The 13,972-nt window shown below is 43.8% G+C and carries 10 protein-coding genes; all 10 read right to left on the bottom strand.

Going from position 1 to position 13,972, the window contains the following annotated elements; all coding sequences use genetic code 11:
- Positions 1-142 precede the first annotated feature (142 nt).
- The 10 genes from ECA01S_RS05270 to tsf all read right to left on the bottom strand — a co-directional run bounded on the left by ECA01S_RS05270 (position 143) and on the right by tsf (position 13,836).
- Positions 143-4,495 carry a PolC-type DNA polymerase III gene (locus ECA01S_RS05270; protein ID WP_067392204.1) on the bottom strand — a complete coding sequence of 1,451 codons (4,353 nt, stop codon included), beginning with the start codon at positions 4,493-4,495 and terminating at the stop codon, positions 143-145.
- Positions 4,496-4,642: 147 nt separating this feature from the next.
- Entirely contained in the window at positions 4,643-6,352 is a 1,710-nt protein-coding gene (locus ECA01S_RS05275; RefSeq protein ID WP_067392207.1) for a proline--tRNA ligase, read from the bottom strand.
- A gap of 30 nt (positions 6,353-6,382) precedes the next feature.
- Positions 6,383-7,642, bottom strand: coding sequence for an RIP metalloprotease RseP (gene rseP / locus ECA01S_RS05280; protein ID WP_067392210.1), 1,260 nt, complete (start codon positions 7,640-7,642; stop codon positions 6,383-6,385).
- Positions 7,639-8,790: a 1-deoxy-D-xylulose-5-phosphate reductoisomerase gene (locus ECA01S_RS05285; RefSeq protein ID WP_067392211.1), complete on the bottom strand. Its 1,152-nt coding sequence runs from the start codon at positions 8,788-8,790 to the stop codon at positions 7,639-7,641. Before ECA01S_RS05285 ends, rseP begins: the two co-directional genes overlap by 4 nt.
- A 47-nt stretch (positions 8,791-8,837) precedes the next feature.
- Positions 8,838-9,638, bottom strand: coding sequence for a phosphatidate cytidylyltransferase (locus tag ECA01S_RS05290; protein ID WP_067392213.1), 801 nt, complete (start codon positions 9,636-9,638; stop codon positions 8,838-8,840).
- On the bottom strand, positions 9,635-10,432 hold the full coding sequence (gene uppS / locus ECA01S_RS05295) for an undecaprenyl pyrophosphate synthase (protein ID WP_067392215.1): 798 nt from the start codon (positions 10,430-10,432) through the stop codon (positions 9,635-9,637). Before uppS ends, ECA01S_RS05290 begins: the two co-directional genes overlap by 4 nt.
- Before the next feature lie 129 nt (positions 10,433-10,561).
- Entirely contained in the window at positions 10,562-11,434 is an 873-nt protein-coding gene (locus tag ECA01S_RS05300; RefSeq protein ID WP_067392218.1) for a YitT family protein, read from the bottom strand.
- A 102-nt stretch (positions 11,435-11,536) separates the two neighbouring features.
- A complete protein-coding gene (gene frr / locus ECA01S_RS05305) occupies positions 11,537-12,094 on the bottom strand; it encodes a ribosome recycling factor (protein WP_067392219.1) in 558 nt (185 codons plus the stop codon).
- A gap of 2 nt (positions 12,095-12,096) precedes the next feature.
- Positions 12,097-12,819 (bottom strand): UMP kinase, encoded by a 723-nt coding sequence (pyrH, locus tag ECA01S_RS05310; RefSeq protein ID WP_067392222.1) that lies wholly within the window; start codon positions 12,817-12,819, stop codon positions 12,097-12,099.
- Positions 12,820-12,954: 135 nt separating this feature from the next.
- Positions 12,955-13,836, bottom strand: a complete 882-nt coding sequence (gene tsf / locus ECA01S_RS05315) for a translation elongation factor Ts (RefSeq protein WP_067392223.1) — start codon at positions 13,834-13,836, stop codon at positions 12,955-12,957.
- Positions 13,837-13,972 lie beyond the last annotated feature (136 nt).

Consider the following 13,972-nt stretch of genomic DNA (forward strand, 5'->3'; position numbering starts at 1 on the left):
ACCGATAATTGCAGAATCTCACAAGTGCAGAAACTCAAGGGAATCTGTCCCAAATTGAACAAAAAGAATCGGAGACACCACTCAAAAAGTTATGTCTCCGATTCTGTCCGAATAAATAGTGGAAGCAGAAGCAACCTCTTCCTTAAAACATATCGAATAACGAAAGTTGGTTTTCATCCGGTAATTCTTTTAGGACACCATATTCATTCATTTTTTCAATCAAGGTTTTGGAAACTTTTCCCCGGGTTGCTAAGTCTTCTTTAGATAAGAAGTCTTTTTCTTGACGGGCATTCACGATTTGTTTGGCTACGTTAGCCCCTAAACTGTCCATCGCTCGGAATGGCGCGATTAAGGTATCACCATCAATCACAAAATTAGTGGCATCGGATTTATAAAGGTCGATCATGCCAAAGTTGTAGCCACGTTCTAGCATTTCATTGGCTAGTTCTAAAACAGTCAATTGGTTTTTCTCTTTCACGCTGGCATCCAGCCCTTTATCCGTGATTTCTTTCATCCGTTCTTTCACAGCGTCTTTTCCTTTACACATCGCCAATAAATCAAAATCATCAGCCCGTACAGAGAAATAGGCACAATAATACAAAATTGGGAAATACACTTTAAAGTAGGCCACCCGCAGCGCCATCAAGACATAAGCGGCCGCATGGGCTTTCGGGAACATATACTTGATTTTCGAACAGGAATCAATGTACCAATCAGGTACGTTATTTTCCCGCATGGCTTGTAGGAAAACATCTCGTTGGTCATCTGAGATTTTGTTCCACTGACCTTTACGGACTGTTTCCATAATTTTAAAGGCCATCCCGTCATCCAGACCGGCGTGGATTAAGTAAACCATGATATCATCCCGACAACCGATTACTTCGGCTAGAGTTGCTTTGCCTTGACGAATCAGTTCCTCTGCATTTCCTAACCACACATCGGTGCCGTGAGATAGTCCTGAAATCTGCAGCAATTCAGCAAAAGTCGCAGGATGTGTTTCTTCCAACATGCCGCGAACAAAGCGCGTCCCGAATTCAGGGATTCCCAGGGTACCTGTTTTAGAAAAAATCTGTTCTGGCGTCACCCCTAAAACTTCGGGTCCTGAGAATATCCGCATCACTTCGGCGTCGTCAGTAGGAATCGTTTTGGGATCAATGCCTGACAAATCTTGCAGCATCCGAATTACAGTCGGGTCATCGTGTCCTAGAATATCTAGCTTCAACACGTTGTCATGGATGGAATGGAAATCAAAGTGGGTGGTGCGCCATTCTGCATCTTGATCATCGGCTGGATATTGGATGGGGGTAAAGTCGTAAACATCCATATAATCAGGAATAACAATAATCCCCCCCGGGTGCTGCCCAGTCGTCCGTTTAACCCCAGTCGAGCCTTTCGCTAAGCGATCGATTTCAGCACTCCGCAGCTGCAGATTATTATCACGCTCATAGGCTTTTACATACCCAAAGGCGGTCTTATCCGCCACCGTTCCGATTGTCCCTGCCCGGTAAACATATTCCTCCCCAAAGAGGACCTTCGTATAGTTGTGAGCCTCAGCTTGGTATTCACCAGAGAAGTTCAAATCAATATCGGGGACCTTATCCCCATGAAACCCTAAGAATGTTTCGAAGGGAATATCATGACCATCTTTAAAGAGGCGATGACCACAGTTAGGGCATTGCTTTTCAGGTAAGTCAAAACCGGAGCCGTAAGAGCCATCTTCGAAGAATTCCGAATATTGACAGTTAGGACAATGGTAATGAGGTGCTAATGGATTGACCTCGGTAATTCCGGTCATGGTAGCCACAAAGGAGGAACCAACGGAACCCCGCGATCCTACCAAATAACCATCACTGACAGATTTATGCACTAATTTTTGTGAAATCAGATAAATAACGGAGAAACCATTCCCGATAATACTCTTCAACTCTTTTTCTAACCGTTTTTCCACGATTTCTGGCAGCTCAGGGCCATAGAGTTCATGGGCGCGGTCGTAGCTGAGTTTGGTAATCTCATCTTCGGCCCCTTCAATTTTAGGTGTATAGAGTTCATCTTTTACCGGCGTAATCGTATCACACCAAGAGGCAATCAGTTGAGTATTGGTTACCACGATACGTTCAGCGGTTTCGGCGCCTAAAAATTGGAACGCCGTCAGCATTTCATCGGTGGTGCGGAAATGGACCTCTGGCAGTGAATGCCGGTTCAAAGGATTGGCCCCACCCATGGAATTAATCAGGATTTTGCGATAAATGGCGTCTTCTTCATTTAGATAATGAACGTTGCCCGTCGCCACAACTGGTTTTTCCAGTTCGTCGCCGATTCGGATCAAATTACGGATGATTTCTTCTAAGTCATGCTCATTTTTGACCAGCTCTTGTTCCAGTAATGGTGCATAGACGGCTTTGGGCATCACTTCGATATAATCATAAAACTTAGCACGGTTTTTCGCCTCGTCATACCCTTTTTGCATCATAGCTTCAAAAATTTCGCCTTTATCGCAGGCCGAGCCAATGATCAAGCCTTCTCGTAATTTTTTCAACTGTGAGCGTGGAATCCGTGGTAAGCGGTAATAATAATCCACATTAGACATGGAAATTAGCTTGAAGAGATTTTTCAAACCAGCTTGAGTGGTTGCCATAATCGTCGCGTGGAAAGGACGTGCGCGTTTATACGAATCGCCCTCGCCAATATGATCATTCAGTTGGTCATGGAAAAACATCTCATGCTTTTCCATGGCTTCCTTCACGAAAATCCAAGCTAAGTGGCCGGTTGCTTCCGCATCATAAACAGCCCGGTGATGTTGTTCGAGATTGACGCCAAATTTTTTGGAAAGCACGCCTAAGCCAAAGCGTTTCAAATCAGGATATAAGAAACGGGCTAACTCCAAAGTATCAATGACTGGATTCTCTGCTTCAGGAATCCCATATTTTCCATAGCTAGTATTTAAAAAGCCCATATCAAACGAAGCATTGTGGGCCACTAAAATTGTGTCTTTAGAGAACTCTAAAAAGAGGCGCAGCACTTCTTCTTCTGATTTGGAACCACGAACCATTTCATCGGTGATTCCTGTCAGCTCGACGGTGGTTTTAGATAATGGATGCCCAGGATCGATAAATTGCTCAAAGGTTTCAATCACATTCCCTTTATGCATTTTAACTGCCGCTAATTCGATAATCGTATCATAGACGGCGGATAAGCCCGTGGTTTCCACGTCAAAAACAACATAAGTGCCATCGTTTAAATCCACATGCTGGTCATTATAGGCGATAGAAACTCCGTCATCCACCACATTGGCTTCCACTCCGTAAAGAATTTTAACGCCGTGCTTTTTTCCAGCACTGTGAGCCTCAGGAAATGATTGGGCTCCCGCATGGTCGGTGATAGCAATCGCACTATGACCCCATTTAGCCGCTTGCGCCACGTAGTCTGACATACTAGCCGTAGCATCCATGGTACTCATATTTGAATGTAGATGCAGCTCGACCCGTTTTTGCCCTTCTGGTGCATAGTCTTTGCGGACATCGTGTTTGACCTCCACAATATCTTGCCCGTTCATGACTAAGTCCCGCATAAAGGTGTCTTCCTGTACACTACCGCGAACTTTTAGCCAACTTCCAACTTTAATCGCTTCAAAAATCTGTTCATCCTTTTCCCCATTGGAGAATTTTTTCACCGCAAAGGAAGAAGTATAATCCGTGATTTTCAAAATCAAGATTTTGCGTTTTGAGCGTAGTTCGCGAATCTCTTTGTCAAAGACATAGCCTTCTACTGTTACTCGGCGTTCTTCTTCGATGATTTGATCCATTGGTGTGATAGGTTCATCTTTAGGGATGGCTCGACCTAATTGAACTGGCCCTTCTAAGGCAGGGGCTGCTTGTTCTGCCGCTTTGCGCTGGGCATTCTTTTCTAATGCGGCTGCGGCCTGTTCCATCTGCACCGCCTCTTGTTCCCGTTTGCGTTCCTCAAACAGGGCTAAAACACGTTCAGCCTGTTCCTCGTCAATCCGCGGTTCGATACGAAAAGCTGGAAAGCCAAACTCTTTAAAACGTTCTTCCAGAATTGGCAAATATTGTTGTTTAAGATACGGAATCACCGCTTGATTATCCACGGCCAAAATGATTTTTTGGTCCTCCATCATAGGAGTTTGGTCGTGCAGGATCTTTTTCACTAGCGGCGTATCGCATTGTTGATCCAATAACGCTAAAGGCCAATAGCCCATTAACAATTCTTGCGAAAAGCCTTGATTTTCAGTGGTGATGACCACTTTAGTCGCGGCAATATTTTGAAAAGCCAGCTCAATATGCTGAACTAATGCTTGGTAAAGCAAGACCGGTAAAATCTCTGCAAAGTGCAGTTGAAATTCATAACGGCGGCTTTGTTGATGCACTAGGACTTTAGTGATGGCACCCTGTTGAATCAGGGGATGCTGCCGCTCGGTTGCCGGCAATTGGATTTGATCCAATAATTTTTCGAAAAGTTCGTGCCCGTTCATTGGCATAACTTGACCTCCTTGTTTGAAACTCTAACTAGTATACTCTTTTTCCGCTGATTTTTCATTAAAATTAGGGAGGACGAATCCAAACAAAAAGCTAAAACTAGGCGTAGTTCCCAGCTTTAGCTTTCGTGATACTTTATTCAATAAGGCTTACTCTTGGCCGTTAAACAAGATTTTCAGTGTGTCAGCCAGTTCTTCTTTACGAACTTCCAGCATTTCACCTGTCCGTTTGATTTTGACTTCGACAACACCATCCACCGCTTTTTTCCCAACTGTCACTCGAATTGGACAACCAATCAAATCGGCATCGGCAAATTTAACACCTGCTCGCTCGTTCCGGTCATCTGTTAGAACTTCGTAGTTTGCTTGAGTCATAGCTTCTTCAATCTCAGCAGTTAAACGACTTTGATATTCATCTTTCATATTCACTTGGATCACATGCAAATCAAATGGCGCAATCCCTTTTGGCCAGTTGATTCCTTTTTCGTCGCCATTTTGTTCCACGATTGCTGAAAGAAGACGGCTGACGCCAATCCCATAACAACCCATGATTACGTATTTTTCACGACCATTTTCATCTAACACAGTCGCCCCCATTGATTCGCTGTAACGGGTGCCTAGTTTGAAGATGTGACCAATTTCGATGCCCTTCGTAAAGGCTAAAACACCTTCACCATCTGGGGATGGATCGCCTTCTTGAACAAAGCGCAAATCTTCATAAGCAACTGGCTCAAAATCTCGACCTGGATTTACATTCGTGTAATGGTAGCCCGTTTCGTTAGCCCCCGCCACTGCATTAGCCAAGTCTTGAATATGCAAGTCGGCATATAAGCGCACATTTTCTGGTAAAGCCACTGGTCCCACTGAACCAAAAGCCGCACCTAAAAATTGTTCTGCTTGTTCTGCCGTTGCTTCCTCAAGGAAGTCAGCGCCTAGATAGTTTTTCAGCTTGACTTCATTCACTTCATGATCGCCACGAACTAGTACTAAGACTGGTTCTTCGTCTGCAATAAAGAGTACCGATTTGATAATGCGTTGCGGTGTCACGTTGAAGAAGTTGGATACTTCTTCGATGGTTCCCACATTTGGTGTTTCCACCTTGGCAAGCTCTAAAGGTGTTTCATGTGATTTTTTCGGTGTATAAAGGCTCGTTGCCATTTCCAAGTTAGCAGCATAATCGCTGGTTGTGGAGTAGCAAATCGTGTCTTCCCCAATTGCAGAGATAGCCATAAACTCTTTAGAGTCCTTACCACCCATGGCACCACCATCACCGATGATTGCCCGGAAGTCTAACCCACAGCGGGTGAAAATCTCCGCATAGGCTTTTTCGTAATCACGATAGGTTTGATCCAAGCTGTCATAATCAGCATGGAAAGAATAACCGTCCTTCATGATAAATTCACGGCCCCGCAATAAACCTGAACGTGGGCGTTTTTCATCACGATACTTCGTTTGAATTTGGTAAAGATTCAATGGTAGTCGCTTGTATGAGTTGATCTCATTGCGAATCAATTCCGTAAAGGTCTCTTCGTGGGTCGGTCCCAAGATAAAGTCGCGTTCGTTACGATCTTTTAAGCGGAATAGATTAGGGCCGTATGTTTCGTAACGACCTGATTCCTGCCAAAGTTCAGCAGGCAAAAGTGCTGGCATCAACATTTCAACTGCATCAATACGATCAAATTCTTCCCGCATGATTTGTTTTAGTTTTTCAATGACGCGGTTTGCTAAAGGCAGGTAGGAATAGATCCCAGCTGAAATTTGACGAATATAGCCCGCCCGTAATAATAACTGGTGGCTTAGCACCTCTGCGTCATTTGGTACTTCCCGCAATGTAGGAATTAACATTTTTGATTGTTTCATTTACATTCTCCTTCTGTCCAACACCCTGATTTAAAAGAAAAAGCGGCGAAAATCGTTCCAAGTTACAAGAACCATCAAAATCACCATAAAGGCTAAACCAATCAATGTCAAGATACCTTCCTTTTCTTGACTTAATGGCTTGCCGCGAACACCTTCATAAATATTTAAGACTAACTTCCCACCATCCAGCACTGGAATTGGCAAGAGGTTCATGATGCCCAAGTTCATCGACAGCATCGCCATCAATTGTAAAATGGTCACGATCCCCATCGCTGCTGCCTGTGACGAAAGTTGGAAGATCATAACTGGCCCACCTAATTTATTAAGACTGAAACCAGTGAAAAGCGAGCCTAACGCTTTAAAAATTTGCAAGGAGCTGTTGATAGCGTCCATAAAGCCACCTTTGATTTTCCCGAAAAAGCTAGTATCTTTCGGCACTTCAATACCAATGCGGGCAATTTTCTGTCCGCTAACAGTTTCCATTTTAGGCTGTAAGGTCACCGGAGCTGATTGTCCGGCTACCTCTAAGGTGACCGCTTCGCCTTCTTTGCTACGGATTTGGTTGGTGATATCATCCCACGTTTGAATGGTCTTTCCGTCAATCGTCAGAATCTGATCCCCAGTCTTTAAACCAGCGGCTGCCGCTGGGCTATCCGCCTGTACCTTACCGATGGCATTGGTATTAGTGATTAAGGCCCCACCCTGCATAAAGGCAATGATGATAAACAACACAATCCCTAAAATAAAGTTATTCAGTGGCCCTGCAAAATTGGTTAACATCCGTTGCCAAAGTTTTGCCGATTGAAATTGCACATCTAGCGGCGCGATTCGTACCTCAGTGCCATCTTGTTCAATAATGGTCGCATCATGTTGTACATGATAGGTTTCTTCTACTTCATCGTTACCATTGACAAAACCAGTAATGGTCAGCTCGTTTTCAAGATCATAGCGGCTGACTTCCATGGGAATTGCATTCGGTAATTGGACTTTGGAGCTCGTATTAATTTTGACAACTTTCTCATTTTCCAAAGCTAAGCTGATAACCATCCCCGCATGCAGCTCAGCCTCTTCTTCACCAGCCCCCGCCATGCGGACATAACCGCCAAGAGGCAGTAAGCGAACCGTATAGGCAGTTCCGTCTTTGCCTTGATGATAAAAAATCTTAGGACCCATGCCGATAGCAAATTCCCGTACCAAAATGCCGGATCGTTTGGCGAAAAAGAAATGACCAAACTCATGGACCAATACTAGAATTCCAAAAACAATGATAAATGTGATAATTGTTTTCATAGCTTCCCTCCCTCGATCCAGGCTGTAACCTGTTGTCGTGTTTCTTGATCAACTTCAATTACTCGTTCTAACGTTGTCACTTCTTCATGAAAGGCAGCAACTGCTTGGGTCACTGCTGCTTCAATCGCTAAATAGCTGATTTTGCCATCCATAAAGGCTTGTGCGGCAATTTCATTGGCGGCATTATACACCGTAGGATAAGCGCCCCCCTTTTTTCCCACTTCATAGGCTAAGGCCAACATCGGAAAGCGCGTCATAGACATCGGTTCAAAATGCAATTGTCCTAATTGAGCTAGCTCAAAGGGTTTCGCGTGTTCAATCGGCCAACGGTCTGGATATGTCAAAGCGTATTGGATGGGCTCCCGCATATCACTAGGACCCAATTGTGCTAAAAAGGCGCCATCTCGTAATTGAATTAAGGAATGGATGATACTTTCGCGGTGCAAAACAACGTCAATTTTATCATAATCCACCCCGAATAACCAATGGGCTTCAATTACCTCTAGTCCTTTATTCATCATAGTGGAAGAATCAATCGTGATCTTTTTCCCCATGGACCAATTAGGGTGGGCCAGTGCTTGCGTCAACGTCACTTGCGTCAAATCCTCACGGCTCAAATCACGAAAACTACCACCGCTGGCCGTAATCACCAAACGGTCTAGATTTTGCGTCTCACCTTGTAAACATTGGAAAATAGCAGAATGCTCGCTATCTACCGGCAATAAAGTTACACCCGCTGCTTTAACAGCTGCCATAACCCATTCTCCCGCCATGACAAGCGTTTCCTTATTCGCAAGAGCAATATCCTTACCAGCCTTGATAGCAGCTAGGGTGGGGAGGAGGCCAACACTGCCGGAAACAGCTGTCAAAACAACATCGACTGCCGGTAAAACACTCGCTGCTTCCAAACCAGCCACGCCTACCCCAACTTGGATTGCTGGAAATTCTTGGCTTAAAATAGCAGCATCGCTTTCAGTACCGGCAGCCACATATTCCGGCTGAAATTCCTGAATAATAGCGCGTGCTGCGGTTAAATTACGATGAAAGCTGAAGCTGACTAAGCGGAATGCCTCTGGATAAGCCCGCATAACTTCTAATGTACTGGTGCCAATCGAACCAGTGGCACCTAATAAAGCAATCTGTTTCATAGAGAAAAAAACTCTGAAAAATCAGAGTTTTCCACCTTCCCTTCCGTTTAAAAAATGCCCAACAAGTGCATGATAGGAAATACAAATAGTAAACTGTCAAAGCGGTCTAAGATGCCGCCGTGTCCCGGCAGGATTGTACCAGAATCTTTGACATCATAGTGGCGTTTGATAGAGGACTCCACCAAGTCGCCAAACTGTCCCACAATTGATAAAATCGGCGTCAATAGTAATAATACACCGGTACCATAGGCAAAATAATCTTTACCAGGGAATAATAGTAAATAGACGATTGCCACCACTACCGCACTCAAAATTCCACCCAGTGCGCCTTCTAAGGTCTTATTAGGAGACACATGCGGGGCTAATTTATGTTTGCCATATTGGCGACCAACCATATAAGCACCAATATCCGTTGCCCAAACGATGAATAAAGCAAAGAGCAGCACGACAATACCAGATAAACGCGCATTTACAAAGTTTTGGAAGCCAACACCAGCATATAAGCTGACAATTACCGGAAAGCCGGCTTCATCAATTGTATACGTGTTTTTCGAAATAACAGAAGCCCCTAGTAAAATCATTACTGTTACATAAAATAGCATACTTGGGTCGGTATTTTCTGGTAAAAAGAAGAACCAATGCTCTTTTGGTAAAACTAAAAATACTGCTCCTAAAGCTGATACGACCCCCTCAAAACTCAAGATCGTCAACCCCTTCATGCGGAACAGCTCATAGACCGCAATCACTGCTAAAACAGCTGCGACCGCTTCTAACAGCATGCCGCCTACCCAAATGACGGGGATAAAGAGTGCTAAGGCGATGACTGCCGTGATCACTCGTTGTCTCATGTTGTTTCCTCCTTGTCCAAGCCGCCAAAACGACGGTTACGATTTTGATAAGACGCAATTGCCGTCTCCAAAAGTTCGCCAGAAAAATCCGGCCATAAAGCATCGGTAAAGAATAATTCACTATACGCAATTTGCCACAATAAAAAGTTGCTGATGCGCTCCTCACCACTAGTCCGAATCAATAATTCCGGATCACGGTATTCTCGTGGTAGAAACCCCGTCATCAAGTGCTGCGCAATCATCTCTTCATCCACTGTGTCTGCCAATTCTGGCTGTTGAGCCACCTCAGCAGCAATCGCCTTAACAGCCGTGGTAATTTCCGCGCGCCCCCCATAGTTTAAGGCAAAATTTAACACCATACCTGTATTATCTTTGGTTTGGTCCATGGCCCGCTTAACAGCATCTTGCGTATGAGCCGGCAAATACTGCTCATACCCCATCACATGGACCTTAACATTTTCCTTAATCAGCTCCGGCACAAATGTATCAAAAAAATCTACCGGTAACTGCATCAGAAAATTAACCTCATCAGTAGGACGTTTCCAGTTTTCCGTTGAGAACGCGTACAAGGTCAAGACCTTAATGCCTAACTTAGAGGCATAATTAGTAATTGTTTTGACGGTATTCATCCCTTCTTGATGTCCCGCTACTCGCGGCAGACGTCGATTTTGGGCCCAGCGACCATTGCCGTCCATAATAATGGCGATGTGCTGTGGAATCGCGCCGGCGGGATCAAAGGTATAAAGGGACGTTTCTGGGATGTATTTATCTTTTTGTGGAAAGAAGCGAAACATTCTTTTTCCTCCTCTAGCATTATCCCAACTATTATAGCAATATCTGCCTAAAAAACCTATGTTTGATAGTTTTTTTACGAATTTAGTAATATTTGCAATCTTTTTGTTACGAAAAGGGCAAGTTGTTCCTTAATTCATCTCTACGCCCAGAGACTCCGCAATTTTACTCAAGCTAAAACCACGACCATAAACTTCACTGGCATTCATGCTCACGACAAAAGCATCTTCGTCGATAGTTAGTACCAGCTCTTTGACATTTTCCAAATCTTTTTCGCGAATCACGGTCATCAATAATTGTCCTGGTTTTCCTTCATAGCCGCTTTCGATTGGCAGCAAGGTCACCCCTTTGTCCAACTCGGCTAATAATTTTTCGCGAATTTCTTGATACTGTGGCGAAATAATCAACACATTCTTTGAGCGAATAAAACCGACTTGGATCATATCAACTGCTCGGCCGATTAAGAATAAACAGATTAGTGAGAAAAGTACGATGTCGGTATCAAAGACTAAAAAGGCACTTAATAGCACTAAGCCATCCACTACAAAGACCGAAACGCCCATGGGGATTTTAAAGTATTTATTGACGATCTGAGCCAGTGTTGCCGTCCCGCCCGTTGAGGCATTACCTTTGAATTCTAATCCGAGTCCGATACCTGTTAAAAGGCCACCAAACAAGGTCGCCAGCATTAAATTGTTCGTCAAGGTCGGAATATTGGCGGTGATGCCAACAAAAAATGGGTAGACCATGCTGCCATAGATGGTTTTGATGCCGACCTCTTTCCCTAATAATAAAAAACATAAAGCTAATAATGGAATATTGATTGCGTATAAAACAATAGCTGGATTCCAGCCAAACAGATGGTTCAAGACAACGCTAATCCCACTAGCGCCGCCAGCCACGATTTTGTTAGGTAACAAGACGGCATTGATGGCAATCGCCAGGACCAATGAACCGGCTGTTACATAAAGTGCATCATAAATTTGTCGATTGATTTTTTTCATATTACCCCTCCTAGAAACACTCTAGCGGAGAAAGACGCGTTTTTCAATAAAATAATGAAAAAAAAACTGCCCATCAATTCGATGAGCAGTAGCTAAAAGCTATTATACTTCCAATAATTCTTTTTCTTTTTCAGCCGTGATATTGTCGATTTCTTTGATACTATCATCGGTTACTTTTTGAACGTCTTTTTCAAGACCGCGCAAATCGTCTTCTGTGATATCGCCATTTTTTTGTTGCTTTTTCAAATCGTCCATGGCATCACGACGAATATTGCGGACCGCGATTTTTGCGTTTTCAGCAATCTTTTTCACTTCTTTAGCTAATTCTTTCCGGCGTTCTTCCGTCAATTGAGGAATCACTAAACGGATCACATTGCCATCATTCGTTGGGCTAATCCCAATATCACTAGCTAAAATTGCTTTTTCGATGTCACCTAAGGTCGTTTTATCAAACGGTGTGATCATTAGGACCCGCGCCTCTGGAATCGCAATTTGCGACATTTGGTTGATGGGCGTTGGTACACCGTAATAATTGATTTGAATACGATCTAGCAAGCTGGCATTGGCGCGACCTGCACGAATCTGACCTAATTCACGTTGCAAACTTTCTTCTGCTTTTCGCATTTTTTGTTGTGTTGTTTGAATGATTGCTTCTGCCATTCTTATTTCCCCCTCACTGTAGTTCCAATATTTTCGCCTAGGATCGCCCGGCGAATGTTACCATGTTCATTTAAATTGAAGACGACTAATGGGATATCGTTGTCCATGCTCAAAGAGCTAGCCGTAGAATCCATCACTTGCAAACCTTTCGAAATGACTTCCATGTGCGTTAATTCTTCAAACTTCACCGCAGTCTTATCTAGCTTAGGATCGGCTGAGTAGACACCATCCACGTTGTTTTTCGCCATTAGAATTACGTCAGCACCAATTTCTGCTGCCCGTAAAGCGGCCGTAGTATCAGTAGAGAAATACGGATTCCCGGTACCACCAGCAAAAATGACGATCCGACCTTTTTCCAAATGACGTTCTGCCCGGCGACGAATATATGGTTCTGCAATTTGACGCATGTCGATGGATGTTTGTACTCGTGTAGGTACGCCCACGTTTTCCAAAGTGTCCTGTAAAGCCAAAGCGTTCATAACCGTTGCTAGCATCCCCATATAATCTGCTTGGGCGCGTTCCATTCCCATTTGCGCGCCGATTTGACCACGCCAAATGTTGCCGCCGCCAACGACGATGGCCATTTCAACGCCTAATTCATGAACTTCTTTGATTTCTTGAATGATTTCTTTGATAACGGGTGGTTTGATGCCAAACCCTTCATCTCCAGCTAATGCTTCTCCACTCAGTTTTAATACGACACGTTGATATTTTGGCTTCACCATTCCTGTCCCTCCAACTTAATCTATGTTTATTTTAGCATATTCTTACTAGAAAACTAGCGCTTCTCGCGGAAATCCGCTTTTGCTTAAAAAAAGGGAGCGCACAGAGCGTGCGTTCCCAACCGTCAGAAGACAGGCTTATTTTTTCACTTGGCTCATAACTTCTTCAACAAAGTTATCTTCGCGTTTTTCGATACCTTCGCCCACTTCAAAACGAACGAACATGTTAACTGTTGCGTTTTTCGTTGCAACGTATTGTGCAACCGTCATGTCAGGGTCTTTTACGAATGGTTGGTCAACAAGAGAGATTTCAGCTTTGAATTTCTTCAAGCGTCCTTCTACCATTTTTTCAACGATATTTGCTGGTTTGCCTTCGTTCAAGGCTTGTTCAGTCAAGATTGTTTTTTCGTGTTCTAATTCAGCTTCTGGGATTTGTGTGTCGTTTACATAACGAGGGTTGATAGCTGCAACGTGCATAGCAACGTCTTTAGCAACTTCTTCGTCAGTTGTGCCTTCGATAACAGTCAAGACACCGATACGTCCGCCCATGTGTAGGTAAGCGCCAAAAGCAGAGTTGTCATTTTTTTCAACAACTTCAAAACGACGGAAGCTGATTTTTTCACCGATAACAGTTGTAGCTTCGATCAAAGCAGCTTCGATGGTGCCTTTGCTTGTTTCTAATTTCATAGCAGCTTCCATGTCAGCAGGTTTGTTTTCTGCTACTACTTGTGCGATTTCTTTTACTAATTCTTGGAACATTTCGTTTTTAGAAACGAAGTCAGTTTCAGAGTTAACTTCTACGATAGCAGCTACGTTACCGTTTGCGTATACGCTAGTCAAACCTTCTGCAGCGATACGGTCGTTTTTCTTAGCAGCTTTCGCCATACCTTTTTCACGTAACAAGTCAACGGCTTTATCGATGTCGCCTTCTACTTCAACCAATGCTTTTTTCGCGTCCATCATCCCAACGCCTGTCATATCGCGTAATTCTTTTACTAATTTTGCTGTTACTTCTGCCATTTTTAAGGGGCCTCCTCAATAATTTTTAAAAAAAGCTGTCTCAAGAGTTTCGAGGCATAGCCTAGCTTTTGAGACAGCTCCGTCATTCCTTTAATTATGCTTCAGTATCTGCGTCAGCTGCTTCTTGTTTTTCAAC

Origin of the sequence: Enterococcus canis NBRC 100695 (assembly GCF_001544375.1) — a bacterium.
Lineage (GTDB): Bacteria > Bacillota > Bacilli > Lactobacillales > Enterococcaceae > Enterococcus_H > Enterococcus_H canis.